Source organism: Candidatus Erwinia haradaeae (assembly GCF_900698995.1).
Lineage (GTDB): Bacteria > Pseudomonadota > Gammaproteobacteria > Enterobacterales > Enterobacteriaceae > Erwinia_E > Erwinia_E haradaeae_C.
Map to the genome: position 1 here is coordinate 128,938 of NZ_LR217735.1, position 21,128 is coordinate 150,065.

Annotated in this window: 12 protein-coding genes and 1 tRNA gene; 7 read left to right on the forward strand and 6 right to left on the reverse strand. The window is 29.4% G+C overall.

Going from position 1 to position 21,128, the window contains the following annotated elements; genetic code table 11:
- Positions 1-9: 9 nt before the first annotated feature.
- The 4 genes from yidC to smrB all read left to right on the forward strand — a co-directional run bounded on the left by yidC (position 10) and on the right by smrB (position 6,535).
- On the forward strand, positions 10-1,656 hold the full coding sequence (gene yidC / locus ERCISPPA3004_RS00420; RefSeq protein WP_157990177.1) for a membrane protein insertase YidC: 1,647 nt from the start codon (positions 10-12) through the stop codon (positions 1,654-1,656).
- A gap of 439 nt (positions 1,657-2,095) precedes the next feature.
- Positions 2,096-2,950: an RNA polymerase sigma factor RpoH gene (gene rpoH, locus ERCISPPA3004_RS00425; protein WP_157990178.1), complete on the forward strand. Its 855-nt coding sequence runs from the start codon at positions 2,096-2,098 to the stop codon at positions 2,948-2,950.
- Between the two features lie 265 nt (positions 2,951-3,215).
- Positions 3,216-4,184 (forward strand): 23S rRNA pseudouridine(955/2504/2580) synthase RluC, encoded by a 969-nt coding sequence (gene rluC / locus ERCISPPA3004_RS00430; protein WP_157990179.1) that lies wholly within the window; start codon positions 3,216-3,218, stop codon positions 4,182-4,184.
- A 1,874-nt stretch (positions 4,185-6,058) separates the two neighbouring features.
- Entirely contained in the window at positions 6,059-6,535 is a 477-nt protein-coding gene (gene smrB, locus ERCISPPA3004_RS00435; RefSeq protein WP_157990180.1) for an endonuclease SmrB, read from the forward strand.
- A 347-nt stretch (positions 6,536-6,882) separates the two neighbouring features.
- On the opposite strand, the gene sixA is transcribed toward smrB, so the two are convergent.
- From sixA to ribB, 3 genes are all read right to left on the reverse strand, one after another.
- Positions 6,883-7,368 carry a phosphohistidine phosphatase SixA gene (gene sixA / locus ERCISPPA3004_RS00440; RefSeq protein ID WP_157990181.1) on the reverse strand — a complete coding sequence of 162 codons (486 nt, stop codon included), beginning with the start codon at positions 7,366-7,368 and terminating at the stop codon, positions 6,883-6,885.
- Positions 7,369-7,859: 491 nt separating this feature from the next.
- On the reverse strand, positions 7,860-8,480 hold the full coding sequence (yihA, locus tag ERCISPPA3004_RS00445; protein WP_157990182.1) for a ribosome biogenesis GTP-binding protein YihA/YsxC: 621 nt from the start codon (positions 8,478-8,480) through the stop codon (positions 7,860-7,862).
- A gap of 2,230 nt (positions 8,481-10,710) precedes the next feature.
- The gene (gene ribB / locus ERCISPPA3004_RS00450) at positions 10,711-11,355 is read right to left on the reverse strand and encodes a 3,4-dihydroxy-2-butanone-4-phosphate synthase (RefSeq protein WP_157990183.1); all 645 of its coding nucleotides are present in this window, start codon (positions 11,353-11,355) and stop codon (positions 10,711-10,713) included.
- Between the two features lie 964 nt (positions 11,356-12,319).
- Here ribB and ERCISPPA3004_RS00455 point away from each other — a divergent pair.
- The 3 genes from ERCISPPA3004_RS00455 (at position 12,320) to fmt (ending at position 14,532) form a co-directional block, all read left to right on the forward strand.
- A tRNA-Ser gene (locus ERCISPPA3004_RS00455) sits at positions 12,320-12,407 on the forward strand.
- Between the two features lie 644 nt (positions 12,408-13,051).
- Positions 13,052-13,561, forward strand: a complete 510-nt coding sequence (def, locus tag ERCISPPA3004_RS00460) for a peptide deformylase (protein WP_157990184.1) — start codon at positions 13,052-13,054, stop codon at positions 13,559-13,561.
- 23 nt (positions 13,562-13,584) lie between these two features.
- Positions 13,585-14,532: a methionyl-tRNA formyltransferase gene (fmt, locus tag ERCISPPA3004_RS00465; RefSeq protein WP_157990185.1), complete on the forward strand. Its 948-nt coding sequence runs from the start codon at positions 13,585-13,587 to the stop codon at positions 14,530-14,532.
- 650 nt (positions 14,533-15,182) lie between these two features.
- Here the strand turns inward: fmt and ERCISPPA3004_RS00470 are convergent.
- The 3 genes from ERCISPPA3004_RS00470 to asnS form a co-directional block, all read right to left on the reverse strand.
- On the reverse strand, positions 15,183-16,637 hold the full coding sequence (locus ERCISPPA3004_RS00470) for an amino acid permease (protein WP_157990186.1): 1,455 nt from the start codon (positions 16,635-16,637) through the stop codon (positions 15,183-15,185).
- Between the two features lie 696 nt (positions 16,638-17,333).
- Positions 17,334-18,437 carry a porin gene (locus ERCISPPA3004_RS00475; protein WP_157990661.1) on the reverse strand — a complete coding sequence of 368 codons (1,104 nt, stop codon included), beginning with the start codon at positions 18,435-18,437 and terminating at the stop codon, positions 17,334-17,336.
- Between the two features lie 370 nt (positions 18,438-18,807).
- Entirely contained in the window at positions 18,808-20,196 is a 1,389-nt protein-coding gene (gene asnS, locus ERCISPPA3004_RS00480) for an asparagine--tRNA ligase (RefSeq protein ID WP_157990187.1), read from the reverse strand.
- Between the last annotated feature and the right edge of the window lie 932 nt (positions 20,197-21,128).

The window sequence follows — 21,128 nt, forward strand, 5'->3', positions numbered from 1 at the left end:
GTCTGAATAATGCATTCTAAAAGTAAATTCTTGGTAATTATTTGTCTATTTTTATCTTTTGTTATGTGGCAGATTTTTTACATGGAAACAACTAGTCAGCCAGAATCATCTCAGACGACGGAGAAGATTATAAATCCAGAGAGTCATAATATACAGCAGAATATATTAAATAGCGACTTAGATACAACGATCACAGTTAAAACTGATGTCTTATCTTTACGCATTAATACTCGAGGGGGTGATATTGATCAGGTTGCATTATTATCTTACTCAGATAAATTAGGTTCGAAGCACCCTTTGTTACTCTTAGAGTCTAGTCCAGATTTTTTATATCAGGCTAAAAGTGGATTAGTAGGTCATAATGGACCAGATGATATCTATAATGATATACGACCAATTTATGTTAGTAAGCAAAAGCATTTTGAGCTATCACCAAATGAAAATGAATTACGCATTCCATTAACTTTTGTTTCAAAAAATAATATAACTTATGTTAAAACCTTTATTTTACACCGCGGTAATTATGCTATTGATGTTTCTTATCAAATTAATAATAAATCTATGAACCCCATAGAGATTGCAATGTATGGGCAGCTTAGACAGACTAGTAAGTTACCGGAAAATCGTAACACAAATAGCAACAATTTTGCTCTACGTACTTTTCGTGGCGCGGCCTATTCTAGTAGCCAGAGTAAATACTCTAAGTATGATTTTGATACTATTCAGAAAAATAAGCACTTGAATGTAATCACTACAAATGGCTGGATAGCTATGTTACAGCAGTATTTTGCTTCTATCTGGATTCCAAAAACAAAAGGTAATAATATATTATATACAAATAATTTAAATGACAATATGGTTTCTATTAATTGTCAATCAGATCCAGTAGTTGTTTCAGCGGGCTCGCAAAAAACTTTAGAAGCTACATTATGGATTGGACCAGAAGTACAAGAGCGGATGAGCACTGTAGCGCCATATGTAGAACTAACAGTAGATTATGGTTGGTTGTGGTTTATTGCTCAACCTTTATTTAGATTATTGCAGTTCATTAATCGTTTTATTAATAATTGGGGTTTTTCAATTATTCTTATTACGTTAATTGTGCGTAGTATTACATATCCACTGAGCAAAGCTCAGTATACTTCTATGGCTCGTATGCGCATCCTTCAACCAAAAATTCAATTGATGCGTGAGCGATTTGGTGAAGATAAACAGCGTATGAATCAAGAAATGATGGCGTTATATAAAAGAGAAAAAGTTAATCCGTTAGGAGGGTGTCTGCCTTTGCTAATTCAAATGCCTATATTTTTAGGGTTGTATTATATGTTAATTGGATCAGTAGAGCTTAGACACGCATCATTTATTTTTTGGATTAAAGATTTATCTGCGCAGGATCCGTATTATATTCTTCCACTCTTAATGGGTGCTACTATGTTTTTTATTCAGAAGTTATCACCAACAACAGCAACAGATCCCATACAGCAAAAAATTATTACTTTTATGCCAGTTATCTTTACTATTTTTTTCTTGTGTTTCCCTTCAGGGTTAGTTTTATACTATATTATCAGCAATCTAGTAACTTTATTACAACAGCATATGATTTATCGAGATTTAGAAAAATGTGGCTTGTATCCTCGTGATAAACGCTCAGAATAGCATAGAAAAATTCTATTGAATGGGTAAATTCACTATATTTAGGAAAGAGATATAGTATAAAGTTATAATTTTAAATGATCAATCAAGAATCAGTATCAAATCAGTATCAGCTGATCTTAGATTATATTTCAGTCTAGTCTTAATATCTTTTAGTAATGTGTTTTTGTGATTTTTAGGTAATTAATAGTATAAAAGATCTGATCTTAATAGCTGCTTTTGATAGGATAGTGTATATATAGTGAGAGTGATCATTCATTTTTTTAAAAAATTGCATTAAAGTATAATATAAACAATTTTTTTATCTAGGATAAGGATGTCCGAGTAGAGGAATGCTTAGATCTATCAATAGAGGTGACATTAATATTTCTTACTAAGTGCGGCATGACTAGTGCCTCAGAGTTATTTTATTATTAGATTTCATTATCAAGAGAGGGCACGAATGACTAAAGAAATACAAACTCTCACTGTTTCTTCTTTAGGAAACTTAGATGCATATATTCGGGCAGTAAATTCTTGGCCAATGCTGACAGCAGGCGAGGAAAAGGGGTTAGCTGAGAGGTTATATTATCATGGTGATCTAGTGGCAGCTAAGACATTAATTTTATCTCATTTACGTTTTGTGGTGCATATTGCGTGTAATTATTCTGGTTATGGACTACTTAAAGCAGATTTGATACAAGAAGGTAATATTGGCCTTATGAAGGCAGTTCGCCGTTTTAATCCAGAAGTTGGTGTGCGTTTAGTTTCTTTTGCTGTACATTGGATTAAAGCAGAAATTCATGAATATGTATTACGTAATTGGCGTATTGTCAAGGTTGCCACTACAAAAGCGCAGAGAAAGTTATTCTTTAATTTGCGGAAAACTAAAAAGCGTTTAGGGTGGTTTAATCAAGATGAAGTTGACATGGTTGCTAGAGAGCTTGGAGTTAGCAGTAAAGATGTGCGTGAAATGGAATCAAGAATGTCCGCGCAAGACTTAATTTTTGATCCTCAACCAGATGATAATATTGAACATGAAGCACTAACCCCAATGTTTTATTTACAAGATTTATCATCTAATTTTTCTACTGGAATTGAAGAAGATAATTGGGGGGATTATGCTTCCGATAAGCTTACTATAGCGCTTCACGCTCTTGATAATCGTAGCCAGCATATTATTAAAGCCAGGTGGTTAGATGAGAAGAATAAAACTACTCTTCAAGAATTAGCAAATAATTACGGTGTTTCTGCTGAACGTATTCGACAGTTAGAGAAAAATGCTATGCAAAAATTACGTCGAGCCATCTTAGTTTAAGATATACTATACTCTGATATGTAGCAGTATTTATCATGCTAATATAACAAACAATTAGATGGGTGTATTGATAATTTTTTCTATTATTTTAATAGAGATTATTTTATTTTTAATGAAAATGATTAGCCATAATATTTAATAGATATCAAATAAGTTTGTGTATATATCTAATTGAGATATTTAATAAGTTCTTAAGCAAGTATATATAGGCATCTAATACATAAAATCCAGAGTTACCACAGATCACAATATAGAATGATTTATTATGTACAGTGACACTTTTTCTAAAAATATTTTTATGATCCTCCCAGGGTTCGAAGCACAGCGTATAGATAATTTTTTGCATAATAAATTAAAAGGAGTTCCACGCAGTATGATTTATCGAATCTTGCGTACTGGGGTGGTTCGAATTAATAAAAAACGCATTAAACCATGGTATAAATTACAAATTGGAGATGAGATATATGTTCCATTAATTCGCACAATGCGGTCAAAAGATGCGAATATATCTCACAAAACGGCTTTAGTAACTGCATTAAAAAATTCTATCATCTATGAAGATGAATATATATTAGGGCTTAATAAGCCCTCTGGGATAGCAGTACATGGTGGTAGTGGCCTACAGTATGGAGTGATTGAGGCATTACGTTCATTACGGCCAGTTACAGAATTTCTTGAGCTAGTCCACCGTCTTGACAGAGATACATCAGGTGTTTTATTATTAGCTAAAAAACGATCCTCATTACGTATGCTTCATGAGCAATTACGTGAAAATAGCATGGAGAAAAATTATTTAGCTCTCGTTCAAGGACGGTGGCCAATTCATGTGCAAATAGTTGATGTTCCATTATTAAAAACAATTCAATTTAATCATCATTCTATGGTTAGAGTCCATCAAGATGGAAAACCATCTCAAACATTATTTCAAATAAAAGAAAACTATGCTCATATTGCAACTTTAGTTCAAGCATCTCTTATAACTGGGCGTATGCATCAAATTCGCGCACATGCTTTACATATAGGTCATCCTATTATTCTAGATAATCGTTATGGAAATTCCGATCTTAGTAAGCATTTTAAAGGTATTGGACTGCAACGTATTTTTTTACATGCAGCTACATTATCTTTTATACATCCACATACGAAACAAATTACACTACTCAGTGCTCCGTTAGATAAACAATTAAACAATTGTTTAAAAAGCTTACGCTTTAGCACCACTCCTATAAAATAAAAATCAACTTAACTTCTTTTTATAAAAAATAAAAATTTTTAATTAAAGAGAGCAATGCATATTTTTATAACTGGTTATTTATTAGTAATTGTTTATGCATAATGAGAATAATTTAAGTGGTTTAAGACTATTTATCAATTTTTTCTATAGATCAATAGGATTGATATAAAATTTTTAGTGATAAAAATAGATGATTTAGTAGAAAATTAAAAAACTATTAATTTTCAATAAAACAGTCAAGCATTAATTAGCGCGTTTTATTAAAAATATTACACGGATCACATTTAATGAATTAAAAGTATGCTTATTGTGCATGAAATTAAATTTAGTTTCATAATATTCATAAAAATCTCACAGGATTTAATGTTTTCTCTATAGTGTTCAGGTTTTTATTATTAAATTTAATAGTGGCTGATAGAGAAGATTGTTTTAATGAATAAACAATATAGAATACACGATATGAGTTGGACTATTATAAATACCATAGTTATAATTATTTATAATAAGTGTCTAAAAGTATTAAAACTATGATTATATTACGGTGTTATCATTTTTTCCATTAATATCAACGGAAAGGTTTGATAGCAGGCAAATAAAAAAAAGACCTGTTACTTATTTAAAGGTAGAATTTTATTACCAATTTTAGCAGGATTTAGATGTGTTTTATTTTTGGTTTTAATGCGCTATGTTATGTATAAGTGATAGGTTTCAAAGTTAATTGTTTCTGATATTTTTTTGATGAAATCAATAGGTTTTAAGCATAGCGTTTTTTCTGATTAGCTGATTTATCTGTATTTTTTTATTAATAGAATTATTAGTAGCACATTATATTTAGAAATATATATTCGATTAATATTGGTTAATAACTTATTAACATTAAATTAAAGATATAAATAATAAAACAATGATAATATTAAGTTAATATATTTTAAAATATAAAATAACTCTAGGGTGAAAGTCTTTAAACCATCACTTTAAAGATTTCGATAAATCTTTTGATATTATAAATATTTATATTAAGAATATAAGAGATAATACAAAATCTACTAGTTAGGTCAGTATTTTTAGGAAAATAAAAGATAATTATTTTTTAGTAAAATTTATTTTTTATGTTTTCCTTAAGGCGCAGGTTCTTCTGAGATTATTAGATCTTTTATAAGAATTATATCCATATTTCTTTTTCTGGTCATGTGACTAGAAGCAGTTTTATTTTTTTGTTGTGTTCTTAATTAATGCATTTATTAGAATATTATTCTGCTACATAGTAGTAATAAGATTACTTAGATACAATTTTATTTTAGATGATATATAAGTTAGCTTGTCTGTTGATATAATTAGAATTTTTATTGAGGTTGACTCTATTATATAGCGTATATTTGTATTAGATGCGTTAAGTTATGAGTTATAGGTTTGCTTGTAATATTCAGAGTGAATATTTTGTCTACAGTATCTTATTATGTAGGAGTAATTAGATATATAGTCGATTATTAAGGATAAAAGTCATTTTAATGATTGGGTTTGGATGTTTTAGGTGAGTATATAGCTAATATTGGTATATACAAAGGCTTGATATGATACTAAATTATAAACAAGATGTTAGGAATGCATGTTATCAGATAATATTTATTAGTATATTCTATAGTAATACATTTTGTTATATCAGAAATGTATAATGTCTAACTTTCTTATTTTAGAGTGTTTATTTTGAGAGCGTTAAGTTAATATGAATTTTTAAACGATATTATATAGGTTGATACAGTTACATTAAGAAAATTACTTTATATGTAAAAATTTTTTTCTCAGAAGGGTAAAACTACTAATGAACGATAAAACAAATCTTAAGATAGAAGAAAAAAAAAATATTTGTTGATTTAATGAAAGGTACTCGTCAGTTAGTGCAAGATACTATAGTGCATAGGCCAGTACGAAAAAATTTGAATTATAGGACATTTGATCGTTCTGCATCAACACAAAGAGATCATGGTTACTATTTTTCTGATGAGTTTCAACCACTTATAGCTAGTGAAGGAATGTTACGTTATTTGCGTCATGGCGTAAATAACTATGAGTTAAAAAAACTATATCGTGGCGATTATGCCCCAGAAATTATTCTTGATCTGCATGGCTTTACTCAAATACAGGCTAAGAAAGAATTAGGTGCGCTGATTGCTACTTGTCGAAAAAATAATCTGCACTGTACTAGAATTTTGCATGGGCATGGTAAACATATTCTTAAGAGGCGAATGCCTTTTTGGTTGGCTCAGCATCCATTAGTTTTGGCTTTTCATCAAGCTCCCAGGCAGTTTGGAGGAGATGCTGCATTACTTGTATTAATTGAACTGATCGATTAACAAATATGATAAAAATTACATTTGTACGTAAAATATTATATTTAGTTTTTTGTAATAGTTTGATTCGGAGCAATATTAAGAGAGTTCAATTAATAGTATAAACTCTATTTATTAGACACAAAGAGTTAACGATGATAATTTTAAGGTTGCTTTTTTATTATTTTTTATATACACAGTGCATGCAGAAAAGATTATGCATTTAATTTATCTGTTACGTGATCTAATATTTTCTATAAGAATAAACATTACGTTAAAAGTTAAACTAAAATAAAAAAAGTAAAATGTTAAAAATTAATATTCCGTGCTTAAAAAGACAGCTACAGGTGGTGGTGATTTTAGATTAACAATTATGAATTGTCAGGAATTTCTTTAGGAGAGATTATCCATTGTAACTTATTTAATAAAAAATTAAAATGTAGATCAATGCAAGCAATAGACGAGGGTGTAAATATTATTTTGTTTTCATTTAAAAAAATTTCTTTTAAAAGAGAGTTAATACAAGGAAGATGCGAAATGATTATAACTGATTGAGTGATGTTGTTGTCTAGTAATTTCAAATAAGATAAAACTTGACTAGATTCTCCATTCGGCCTAAGCTGATGCAATGTATTAACTTGATTGTTTATTAAAGAAAACACTTCACGAATGACATCTAGCGTCTGTTGTGCACGAAGATAGGGGCTTGTTAACGCTTGTTGAATATTAATATTTTTTATATGAAGCCAGCGGGCAATTTTACGAGACTCACTATAGCCACAAGAAGTTAAAGGTCTAGAAAAATCACTGCATGTTAATAAATCAGCCTCGCCGTGACGCATTAAAAAAAGTTTCATTAGATACCAAAAGAGAAAAATAAATATTTTTAAATTATGTAAAGCATAATATACTTTTATAAATAAATAAATAAATAAATAAATAAATAAATAAATAAATAAATAAATATAATTATGATTATTAAATAATTTTATTTGTTTAATAAGTATACGATATCGTTTAAACTTTTTGATGATAATCATATATTATTATCACTTAAATATATACTGATATTATTGTTTATTGTGTCAGAACATTAGTAAACTTGTGCATTAATTAGCGACATGACTAGTTTCGATTCTTTTAACATATTTAATAAGAGAAAAGTTAGACTATTAAGGTATATCTAAGAATGTAAAAATATCAAAATTTAACTTCAGTAAATAATATTTTTATTACATAGATAGCTGAAAGAGGATTGTGTTATTAGATATTCTAAATGCATGCAAAAGGTTTTAAAATTTATTGTAATATTGCCATTATTTTTTTAATTTGTGAGAGTTATTGTAACTTACCTTATTTTTTTAGTAAGATCATCATGATACCAATCATCTAATTGTTGATGAAGTGTGTTTATACCTATTGTTTTTTTTGCGGAAAATAGCTGAACTTTTATTATACTAGAAAATATTTTTGTTAGTTGACGTACTGTATTGAGCTGTATGATGCAATTTTTGTAATTTAATTTATCTGCTTTAGTTAAAAGTACTAATACTGGTATATTATATCCTATAGCTGATAAAATCATTTTTTGATCTAGTTTTTTTAATGGGTGTCGGATATCCATGAGGATCAATAATCCTTTAAGGGATTGTCGATTTTTTAGATACTCTACAAGAATGGTGTTTCTTTTTTTCTTAATTACTACTGGAGCATTTGAGTAGCCATAACCGGGTAAATCTACTAAGCGATAACCTTCAGAAATTTGAAATAGATTAATGAATTGTGTGCATCCTGGCATTTTACTTGTGCGAGCTAAGTTTTTTTGATTGGTACATGCATTTAATGCACTAGATTTGCCGGCGTTTGAGCGACCAATAAACGCAACCTCAATACCATTGTCAGCTGGTAAATGATGTAAACCAGGAGAACTCGTAATAAAACGTGTTAGGTGATAATCAAAAACAGACATAAAATATACTCCGTATTTATTAAGATACTAATGAGGGTTATATTTAGACATAAGACATTCAACCTATATAATAGAATTTATTAATCTATCTGGTAAGATTGATCCTATGTACGGTCCCACTATGTAAAGCTTTAAGACAATTATTGGTATAATGTTTAAATCAGATAATCTGCAATATGGTGTTTTTTATTTTTTACTTAATATATTAACTTAATATATAAAGGAATTTTTGATTCTGCTTTTCGTGCGCTATACAAATAGTTGTTGGCCAATTACTATGAGGCCTCTCAGTAGTTTTAAATATTAGTGTGTTTAACTATAGCAGAATTTTTATGTTTACTATCAATGTTAATCTTTAATGTTTTATAGTAATATAAAGATATTTTCAAAAATTTTTTATAAAATTGTTTAACAGATAATTCAGATTTTGCATTATCTGTTAATGAGTATAACAATGTAAGATATTTTGATCAAAATACTTCCATAGAAAAAAGAAAAAGGTAATGTATAAAAATGCTTGAAAGTCAATTTTTATCTTAAACTTCAAATACTAAGTATTGTATATTGGATTTTGAATTCACTGGTCTAGAACTTGCGTCACATTTGATGAATAAACTGAGAAAAATTTTCTATGCATGATATGTATATTATTTTTATAGCGCCGCTTAACGATAAGAATTTTTCTGGTGTACCATATAAGCAAATTATAGAAGTAGCTGATATAATACTTCAGAATTTTTTTGGTTTTTAAAATAAAATACGGAACTGAGTAAAAAATAATTTTTCTATCATTTTGTTAATATAGAGGTGTACATAGAGGTTATATTTTATCTTAAGAGTTTCATCCAAACGCTGGAAAAACTTTTTATATCAGAGGGTAGTCTTTTGATAAAAATATATTTTTACATTAAATTATAAAATTTAATTAGTTATAAAGTCAATAAAAAATCAACAGAGTAATTAGATTGTACTTATTTTAGTGCTTGTTATAATAGTATTGATTATAATACAATAGATTTAACAAAAGAATTTGAAATATTAAATTTTTATTTAATTTTATTATTTCGTTCTTTATGAAGGTATCAGATATACAAAGTATTTTTATTAAAGATACAATCTATAATTTTAATATAGATCTTTAAATATATAGCAATTTCTAATGTTTCCTAGCTGTAGTGTAAATAAGTATTAAGACGATAAAATATATAGTTTTCTCGAAAATATTAAAATGATAAAGTAGATAAATATAAAGATATTTTGCACTATTTATATTAAGCGTGACACTATAATTTTGATACTATAATGGCTTATAATAATCAAGATAATAATTACTAAATGTAAAATAAAATGCTGATTGTTTGTATCAAACGTATTGTCGTAAAATATTTATATTCTACCACATTTATTCATTATTAATCAAATAAAATATTAAGTCTAAATATCATAAGGATTGATATATTATTTTTTTAATCTTTTAATCTTTTAATCTTTTAATCTTTTAATAAAAATACTATATTTTCACATATAAGAAGAAATATACAAATTTAATTTGCTAAAAATTCTTATATAGATCAATTATTATTTTAATAAGTGAGGATTTGTATAAAATCTAGCAATGTAGCTAATTTAGGATTTTTATAAATTTTGATCATTAATTATAGATACCAATAAATCTATATTTATAAAAATATCTATTATTTTTACATCAACGATAAAAGATTGAGTTATTAAATAATATATTCATATAATATTTTTAAGATGTAAACAACTCTTCCTTGGTTTTATATCTGTTAATGATTTTATTTACACCATAGGAAAATATATTGTATTATAGAAATAGAAAAATATTTATAAAATTTTTTATGAAGAGAGCAGTTGACTTTAGTATATGCACTTCCTTGATTTATTTTAAATGTTATCTATACTGTCAAACTAACTGAATATAAAAATCATGACATTATAAATATAAGCATGTAATAGAATATTTTTTAGACAATATTGCTTACTGTGCTAAAACTAAACTGATTAAAAATATTTATCTTTATTGCAGAAATATTTTTTTAAATTGTATTAATCTTGATATATCGATGTATAATATTGGATATTGGATATTGGATATTGGATATTGGATATTGGATATTGGATATTGGATATTGGATATATTTTTCATATTTGATAAAATTACATGATCAAATCTATTGTTATCGCTATTTAAGCGACAACATTTTAACTAGATTTTTTTACGCTTTCGATATATTATTAAGTCTTCGATTGTTACTATTGGCATTTGGTGTTGAGAGGAAAATGAAATAACTTCTGAGGTTCTTGCCATTGAGCCATCATCATTAGTTAATTCACATAAAACACCTGCTGGTTTATAGCCAGCTAATGTGACCAAGTCCATTGTAGCCTCAGTGTGTCCGCTACGCGCTAGCACACCTCCAGCATGAGCTCGTAGAGGAAAAACATGACCAGGACGGTTTAAATCACTAGGCTGTGCATTATCAGCAATAGCAGTTCGTATAGTCGTCAGACGATCAGCGGCAGAAACGCCCGTAGTGATACCTTTAACTGCTTCAATAGTAATAGTAAAGGCAGTACCATAAGTGCTTGTATTATGATGAACCATCATCGGCAAATTAAGTGTATTTAAGCGTTCTTCATTGAGAGATAAACAAATAATACCGCTTCCGTAACGAATGCTGAGCGCCATTTGTTCTAACGTCATCTTTTCTGCAGCAAAAACCATATCCCCTTCATTTTCACGATTTTCATCGTCTAATACCATTACTCCGGAGCCTGATTGTAACGCTTGAATAGCTCTAAGCACACGCTCTTCAGGTGTTCCAAACTGAGAAAGTATCAACTGATGCATTGTCAATCAACCTTAATAAATATTTGTATTATCAGAACTAGAGCGTAGTCAGGATTGTAATAAAATAAAAAGCAAATATCCTTATTGATTATACTCTCCAAGAGTAGCTATGTTCTTTTATTGAAACTGTTTTTTTTTTGCTTTTAAAATAATGGCAGACTTTTTGACTGTTTACGCACGAATATCCTTAAGATAAAGTAATTTAAAGAATGTTTAGTATAACTAAATATCATTATGTTTTTAAAAATTTATAATATTATTCATCATAGCGCCGAATAAGTAATAGTGCAAGTAATGAAAATTACTATTATTACTTTATATTAAGATCCATAAATAAATTAATTTAAAAAAAGAATAGAGATGTTTTTATGATACAGATTTACTTGAGCTATGCATTTATTTTCTGTTATAATATTTTTGTTTATTTTTTTGATAATTAATTATAAAATATTATATGTGATTAACTAAATAAACAGAGATTCTCTTATAGATGTATTTAAATTACTAAGCGAAAGATCATATGGTTCTCTTTTTAAAATAATTTGCATTTAGTGAGTTATATTTTAATATGCTATCGCAAGTTTTTATACTTAATATGTATTTATATATATTTGATCATTGCACTTAAAAGTATTTTTGTAGAGTTTATTTTTTGGATATTGTATAGCTTAAAATTAGGATGTGTGATAGTTTTTTTCAAAATTTTAAATTGCAAGTTGTAGCTAAAATGAGTTAAGAGTCAGAGCGAAAGATCTTGGTAGTCACAAAAAATATAAAATGATTACTAGGTATTATTATTTTTCTGATTGCGTAACACCTTGGAAAGGTATAGTGTAAGTATTATTATAATCAAATTAGTATTTTTAGTGTTAATATCTTTTATGGATTTTTTTAAAAAAAGTTTACTGCATAAAAGCAATTGATTAATTCTAAACATTAGAAGAATAATTAAGAGAGAAAGAATGGAGGAGTGGCCGAGTGGCTGAAGGCACCGGTCTTGAAAACCGGCGACGGGAAACCGTTCCAGAGTTCGAATCTCTGCTCCTCCGCCAAGATATTACTATTAGATCGTAAGATTTTTTCTATTATAAGGTGCGTTGACTATATCAATACAAGCCATCTATGATGCGAATATTTTTAATTTTATAGAGCTAACGATAGCGTATTAAAAAAAAGACGATACAGATGTATAAAAAGTAAATAAGAATAATATCATTATGTCTCCCATATAAGAGTGATCCGATAATAATATTATATATACGCTGATATAATTATAAAATTATGATATAAAAAGTATTTTAGAATTAAATATTGTCCAGTATTTATAAAAAGCCTATAATGATATTATTTAAAATTTTCTAAAAATATACCTCAGATCAGATACAGTGTGTGTTTATTGTTGTTTTTTTGAAAAATGTATTGATTTTGCAATATTTACAAAGTCTACTCTGATAGAAATTATAGGTTATTCAATCTATTGGATTAAGTTATCTTAGAAATTAATTTTGGGCATTTTATATAACTATACTTCTAAAAACTAATGAGAAAGAGATAATAATTCAAATTGTAATATTGAGTATAAATTTATTATTTAATGAAACTATACTTGTTATAATATATAGAATATTTAACATATCTTCATGATACTTAGGTATAAACTAAAATTTTATATTTCTTGATACTAAGAATAAAAGCTATGTCTGTTTTAAAGGTATTATATTTTCCTAACGAGCGTCTACGGATAATCGCTCAACCTGTGTTAAAAATAGATACTCGCACTCAAAGTATTATTGATGATATGTTTGATACGATGTATTCTGAGGAAGGTATCGGATTAGCAGCGACGCAAGTTGATATTCATCAATGCATAGTTGTCATAGATATTTCAAAAACTAAGAATACAGGTTTGGTGTTAATTAATCCTATTATATTAAATAAAAGTGATAATATAATAACAGAAGAGGGGTGTTTATCCATCCCAAAGCAGAGAGCGTTAGTTTCTCGTTCAGGGCACGTAAAGGTAAAAGCGATAGATCGCCATGGCGTTTATTATGAACTGGAAGCAGATGGTCTTTTATCTATTTGCATTCAACATGAAATCGACCATCTTTTTGGAAAACTTTTTATTGATTATTTGTCGCCAATGAAGCGACAGCGTATCCGCCAGAAATTGCAAAAATTTTATCGCCAGCAATATCACCACTAACTTAGAGGTATTAAGGTACGCATGTGTCTCATTCTTTAAAGATTATTTTTGCTGGCACTTCAGAGTTTGCCAAGTATCATTTGCATGCATTGCTTTTGTCTCACTGTAAAGTAGTATTAGTTCTAACTCGACCGGATCGGCCGTCTGGTAGAGGTCAAAAAAATAACGTAAGTCCAGTTAAAAAATTAGCTGAAGAAAGCCGAATACCTATCTTTCAACCAGAATCATTAGATTCTCAAGCTGAGAAGGATATAATATCAGCATTTAATGCTGATATTATAGTAGTTGTTGCGTATGGATTGATATTTCCTCAGGCAATTTTAGAGATTCCACGCCTGGGTTGTATTAATGTTCACGCTTCTTTATTGCCAAAATGGAGAGGCGCAGCGCCAATTCAGCGTGCTTTATGTGCAGGGGATTCTGAAACTGGGGTTAGCATTATCAAGATGGATTCTAGACTAGATACTGGAGATATTTTGCATAGAGTATCATGTCCTATTCACTTTTCTGATACAACTGCTACATTATATAATAAGTTAGCTAATCTTGGCTCGCTAGGTTTATTAACCACTCTTACAGAGTTAGAAAATAATACCTATAACTTTCGCATACAAGGCGAAACACAAGCTAGCTATGCATACAAACTTACTAAAGCAGAAGCGCGTCTTAATTGGTCGTTGTCTGCTGTGCAATTAGAGCGCTGTATTCGCGCCTTTAATCCTTGGCCTGTAAGTTATTTTATGATTGGCAATCAATGTATTAAAGTTTGGAAGGCGTCTGTTCTGCCTAGCGTGAGTGACAGAAGACCTGGAGAAATCATAAAAGCAGAAAAAGAAGGTATTCAGGTTGTTACCGCAGACGGTATCTTGAATATACAGGAATTACAACTGGCTGGAAAAAACAAAATCACAGTACAAGCTCTACTTAATTCTTATCATCCGTGGTGTACTATAGGGAAGCTGATTTCTTAAAAGTGTTTCTTTAATTTTGTTATTAATACATTTTTAAATATGTATGGTGAGTCTGAACTTTTTTCTGTTAACGTTTTACGAATACCTTGCCTTGCATCTAATAGAATCAGAAAAAAGGTTAACAATATCATCCTACATTAAAGGTTTATAGCACTATAAAAGAGATATTTTTTAACTTATTGCTATCTTAGTCTGCGGCCTAGCCCGATATACATCGTATGTATAAACTTATGATAAAAATGTAGATATGTCATGTATATTGTTAAAATGTAGATTTAGTTCGCGAGTTTTTGTGATTTTTTTAATTTTATATAGCGTATCAATTTAAATTTTATAGATCGCAATTTTCTTTGTAACCACAAGAGTAACGATAAGCGTTATAAAGCACTTTAAAGTTGTCTTGTATTAGTTGAATGTATTTATGTTTTTATTATGCTTATTTTAAGAACTTTGAGTGTAGATGATATAAAATTTAGTGTTTTATCTGTGTTACAGTTTATAAAAAATATTTAGCAGCGCTTGAACAAGAGAATATTATTCTATTTTAATTTTATCATTTATATTTTATTATATAAAATATAAATGTGATGTAAGAATATATATAAAGATCGTACATTAGAATTTAGCCGCGCTAATATGGTCCAATTATTTTAATGATCTGATTTTGGAAAGCTCATCTCATTATATTTTACAAAACGAGTTTTATATTTTATTTTAAACCCAATCCATAAACATAGGAATAAAGGAATTCCTATGTAGGTTGCTATTACTTCATCCCATTTAAAAAGATCAGAAAAAAACGCTTGATAGTTTTGCCCAAGCGTTATAACTAGACAAATAATAAAAGCAAATATAGGTCCAATCGGGAAATATTTAGCACGATACGGTAATTTATCTAAATTACAACCTTGTGATATATATCCTTTTCTAAAACGGTAATGACTAATCGCAATACCTAGCCAAGCGATTAATCCTGTAACTCCGGAGGCATTTAATAGCCATAAATAGATGATTGTTTTGTTGTACGCTAAGGTTAAAAAACAAAATCCTGCTACCAATGTAGTAGCATATAGTGCCGCACGAGGTATTCCTTTCTTAGATGTATTTGCAAAAACCCGTGGTGCTTTCCCATCAACCGCTAGAGAAAACAACATACGTGTCGCGGAGTACATACCTGAGTTACCTGACGATAATACTGCAGTTAAGATTACAATATTCATCACGGCTGCTGCTGATAAAAGTCCAGCATGTTGAAAAACTAGTGTAAATGGACTAATACTAACATCTTTAACGCTAGTTTTAAGAAGATTAGGATCAGTATAGGGAATTATAATGCTAATAACAATTATTGCAAGAACATAAAATAATAAAATTCGCCAAAATACTTGACGTACTGCTTTTGGAATGCTTTTTTGAGGATCAACTGATTCACCAGCGGCTATGCCGATAAGTTCGGTTCCTTGAAATGAAAAACCTACAATCATTGCCACACTAATAATTGAAGAAAACCCACCTACAAAAGGGGCATCACCAATCGTCCAGTTTTCCCATATTGCGCTAGAAGAATAATGTAGTATGTGGAAAGCTATTAAAATACCGACGATTATGAACATAATAACCGTGGTTACTTTAATAAGTGACAACCAGTATTCAGCCGTGCTAAAATTTTTTACTGAAATATTATTAAGCAGAAATATCGCTCCCAAAAATATAGCACTCCAAACCCATCCAGGTGCATTTGGAAACCACCAGCTCATGATGAGCTGTGCTGCCACAAGATCTACCGCTATAGTTATAGCCCAATTATACCAGTAGTTCCACCCTAGCGCAAATCCAAAACCTTCTTCAACATATTTAGAACCATAGGTAGAGAAAGAGCCAGAAACTGGCATAAAGGAAGCTAATTCACCAAGACTGGTCATTAAGAAATAAACCATAAGACCTATGAGCGCGTACGCAATTAAAGCTCCGCCTGGGCCAGCTTTGGCAATAGTAGCGCCAGAAGCGACAAAAAGACCAGTACCAATAGAGCCACCTACAGCCATCATCATTAAATTACGAGTTTTTAGTTCTCTTCTTAAACTGGTGTTATGTATTTTTTTCATGGTATTGAATTTTAATAATTTATAATCACAAAGTAATAAATAAGAATCAGATAAAATATATCTTACCAGGATGCTTATAATTTTATATTTTAAATAAAACTTATATTATATAGCATAACTAAAAAAAATTGAACATGACGATAACATTCTTTTGTAATTTAATCAGTACAAATTGTACAGAAATAATTAGTTCTAGAAATTTTTTATTTAGTATAGGTAAACATTCATATTGACATGGTTATTTAGAGGATCTAAATAACCTATGGGTATCAGTTTTATTTATAGCATTATCATTCTAAAAGTTATACAACTATGCATATATAATAATTTCAACATATATTAGGACTTTAAAAAATATTCGGAATGGTTGAAATTGAATATCTTATCACTATGTAATTTTAAGAATTATTTATAGCCAGCAAGGCTGGTATTAGTTATTAACAAAGAGCAATTTTTTAAAAAAAATTACTATTTTCTGATAAGCGGCGTGATTCTTATTGCGTACAATATAATATTGATTAAGATTTACAAGGGAACGTTTATAGATTTAGCATTTAGCATGTAAAGCGGATGTTATGAGAATGCGTTTTATGCTAAAAAAATTAAGGAATATTTTATAAAACTAATAATAAACGGAGCTATTGCCCCGTTTATTAACATGGATCTAGACGATAAGAAGTAGTAAGAGAGATAAAATTAGAACTTGTATATTAACCCAAGGCCAATGGTATTGTCAGTAGAGATGTTTCCGTTACTAGTAAAATTATTTTTTTCCAAAAGGTTAATTTTATAATCAATGTAAGTCAACAAGTTAGTATTAAACTTATAGTAAGTACCTACATCTATATATTTATAGAGCTCTTTGTGGTTAAAATGGGTGATTTGTTTACCTATAGACTGTATATAGGACAGAGATGGGCGAAGACCAAAATCAAACTGATATTGCGCAACTGCTTCAAATTTTTGCTCTTTGTTAACTACGCCTTCAACTATTTTTGTATCAACCTGATTTTTGATATAAGCATTATTGTGAGTTTCACCATACATTGTTGCTAGGTAAATATTATTTGCGTCATATTTAATTGCAGCAGCCCAGGTTTCAGCAGTATCATGTCCTAAACCTAAATAAGCGCTTTTTTGGTTCTCCGTACGATTTGCACTAGTATAAGCTGCAGATACACCTATACCCATTGGTGTAGTGTAGCTTATTGAGCTACCAAAGCCTCTTCCATTTTCCGTCTTAATATCTTTTGTAGTTTTGTCTGTGTTGTTTTTTCCTTGGTATTGAAGTGCAAAATCCAAGCCATCAAGTAAGCCAAATAGGTTACTATTTCGATAAGTTACTAAATCATTAGAGCGGCCAATCATTCCATTATTAGCGTGGGCTGAGTCATTTCTTCCCATCGGTAAAGAATTAGTCCATGCTAATGGGTCATGCCCTACTCCATAGTTTCTACCATAGTCTAAGGTTCCATAATCAGAAAACTTAAAACCCGCAAACCCAACATGAGGTTGAGAACCGGAATTGCTTTCTTTTTCAGACATATTATCTTGAACGCTATACTCTAATTGACCATAGCCGGTTAGAAGATCGCTAATTTGTGTTTCACCTCTAAAACCAAGGCGTATATGGGATTTATCACCATCATCATCAGTATTTTTAGAGCATTGATGTTTTAAATTAATTGTACCGTATAAATCAACTTTGTTACCATCTTTGTTGTATATCTCTGCAGCATTAACATATCCAGAGCTTAGAAGAGCTGGTATCATTACTGCAAGAATTTTGCGATGTATCATTGCATGATCCTCATTAAAGTGATTATCCGGAAACTCATCACCTAAATTTTCCGACAATAATTTTTGTGTAACCTCTCAGAGAGTTTTTGTTTTTTATGCTCTTTAGAGATTTTATCATTGCTAGTTAAATTAATCTAGCTTGAAAATATTACTAATCTTTATTACTAAAACAACTGGTGTAGTCTAGTAACAATAGTTAAAAATCTAAGTGCTTATGATAATTCAGCGAAAGTAGAGGATGTAACGGAATATATAAAAGATTTTTTTTGCATAATAATCATTATATAATAAGTTTATTATACTTAAGCTGAATATATATGAAGTATACATATATTCTGTGCATTAAGTATATAGACACCACGATAAATACTCAGAAAGATATATTACGCGGCGTTCGTGGAAAAGCAATAAGATCTCTTACATTTTTTACTCCTGTAATATAGGAAGTTAATCGCTCCAAACCTAATCCAAACCCTGCGTGCGGTACTGTTCCATAGCGACGTAAATCACGATACCACCAATAATCTTCTATCGATATACCTTTTTCTGCGAGACGCGCATCTAAGATTTCAACACGCTCTTCTCTTTGTGATCCGCCAATTATTTCCCCAATACCTGGCGCTAAAATATCCATAGCGGCTACTGTTTTTCCGTCGTTATTTAAGCGCATATAAAATGCTTTGATATCTTTTGGGTAGTTTTTTACTATTACTGGAATTTTAAAATACTGATCTGTTAAATAACGTTCATGTTCTGATGATAGATCTAGCCCCCATTGAACTGGATAATCGAATTTTTGTTTAGATGATAACAAAATATCAATAGCATCAGAATAATTTACTTGAGCAAACTCATTCAAGATACAGCTCTGCAATCGCACAATTACATTTGAATTTATTCGGCGAGAAAAAAAATCCATGTCATCAGAGCGTTCTATTAGAACTGCTTGAAAAATATATTTAAGCATAGATTCTGCAAGAGTAGATGCTCCATCTAAAGTAGAAAATGCTATTTCTGGTTCTATCATCCAAAACTCTGATAAATGACGGCTAGTATTAGATTTTTCTGCGCGAAAAGTAGGGCCAAAGGTGTAAATTTTTGATATAGCGCTAGCGTAGGTTTCAGCATGCAACTGACCGGAAACAGTAAGAAAAGTTTTTTTACTAAAAAAATCCATATCATAGTTTACTTTTCCTAATGCTGTTCGTGGCAGTTTTTCTATATCCAATGTAGAGACGCAGAACATATCTCCGGTGCCTTCAGTATTAGATGAAGTCAGGATTGGTGTTGCAACCCAATAAAAACCCTCTTTGTTGAAAAAACGATGCACAGCTTGTGTGATGGAATGACGAACACGCGTGACGGCTCCAATTATATTAGTGCGTGGCCTAAGGTGAGCTACTTCGCGAAGATATTCTAGGCTATGACTTTTTGCTGATATTGGATAGGTATTCGGGTTATCAACCCAGCCTATGACTTGTATATTAGTAGCCTGCATTTCAAAAATTTGACCATTACCTGGTGATTCTATAACTTTTCCAGTTACTGATAATGAGCAACCAGTTGTGAGACGTAAAACATCAGAGTGATTTTGTTTTGCTACTACTTGAAGCGAATGAAAGCAGGAACCGTCATATATAGAAACAAAAGAAATACCAGCCTTTGAGTCTCTACGAGTACGAACCCAGCCGCATACGGTGACTGTGCTACCTGTAGCAATGCATCCTTTTAGGATATCTGCTATAGAAACTATGCTCATATCAGTCTCCTAGTATTTATCTAAATAACATGGAAATTTTATGTGTATTAAATGACTTTATTCTAAAGATATTTTGCCGATATAATTGGTTAGAATTTGAGCTAACTGTTGAATATCACTGAGCTGTTGATTATATTTTAGATTTTAGTACTTAATATAGGTCACAGAAGCATACTAAAAATTAATAATGATTTTCGATATAAATATAATGTTTTTAAATTTTTTTAATATAATTGATCAAGACCTGAAAACAATATAATTATATATATTTTGTTTTATAGTTTAACAATGGCCTCATAGTATACTGAAAATCTTGATTTATGATTTTACTTTACCTGCAGATGCAGTATTCTTTTAATGATAAACAGATTTATAATTAGATAATTAATATTATATCTTATTGAATAAAAAATATATGCTATTTCATAAATTATTTGATTATATAATAAAAGTATTACTTTTAAAAATTCATAGAATTAATAGTATTGATTATGGTAGATTTTTAATAATACTAATATTAATACTGATTTTTTTTGATTTTCTGCTATTGATATAGATTATATTTTATATATATCTCGATACTTAATTAATAGAATAAGAAATGTATTTACATAAGATAGGTAGAATGACGACTATATTTTTGATCTATCTATCACTGATGATCTAATTAAAGTTTAACTTAACAGTCTGTTGTATAAAAACAAAAATAATTATTGCAATCTTTTATTTCATCAATTTTAATATGAATCGTATAATAAAAATCGCATTATGCTATAATAATAGATTTTTAAATTATACTTTGCATAATATACTATCCCCCAAAATAGTCTAATAAAATTTTTTTATATTGAACATAGTCATATTTAATAAAAATAATTCTGACTTTAGATTGTAGGCAATTATCTATATAACTGATATGTTTTTAACTATTA

Coding starts and splice junctions, on each gene's coding strand:
- yidC (WP_157990177.1), top strand. CDS start 10: ATGCATTCTAAAAGTAAATTCTTGGTAATTATTTGTCTATTTTTATCT.
- rpoH (WP_157990178.1), top strand. CDS start 2,096: ATGACTAAAGAAATACAAACTCTCACTGTTTCTTCTTTAGGAAACTTA.
- rluC (WP_157990179.1), top strand. CDS start 3,216: ATGTACAGTGACACTTTTTCTAAAAATATTTTTATGATCCTCCCAGGG.
- smrB (WP_157990180.1), top strand. CDS start 6,059: ATGAAAGGTACTCGTCAGTTAGTGCAAGATACTATAGTGCATAGGCCA.
- sixA (WP_157990181.1), bottom strand. CDS start 7,368: ATGAAACTTTTTTTAATGCGTCACGGCGAGGCTGATTTATTAACATGC.
- yihA (WP_157990182.1), bottom strand. CDS start 8,480: ATGTCTGTTTTTGATTATCACCTAACACGTTTTATTACGAGTTCTCCT.
- ribB (WP_157990183.1), bottom strand. CDS start 11,355: ATGCATCAGTTGATACTTTCTCAGTTTGGAACACCTGAAGAGCGTGTG.
- def (WP_157990184.1), top strand. CDS start 13,052: ATGTCTGTTTTAAAGGTATTATATTTTCCTAACGAGCGTCTACGGATA.
- ERCISPPA3004_RS00470 (WP_157990186.1), bottom strand. CDS start 16,637: ATGAAAAAAATACATAACACCAGTTTAAGAAGAGAACTAAAAACTCGT.
- ERCISPPA3004_RS00475 (WP_157990661.1), bottom strand. CDS start 18,437: ATGATACATCGCAAAATTCTTGCAGTAATGATACCAGCTCTTCTAAGC.
- asnS (WP_157990187.1), bottom strand. CDS start 20,196: ATGAGCATAGTTTCTATAGCAGATATCCTAAAAGGATGCATTGCTACA.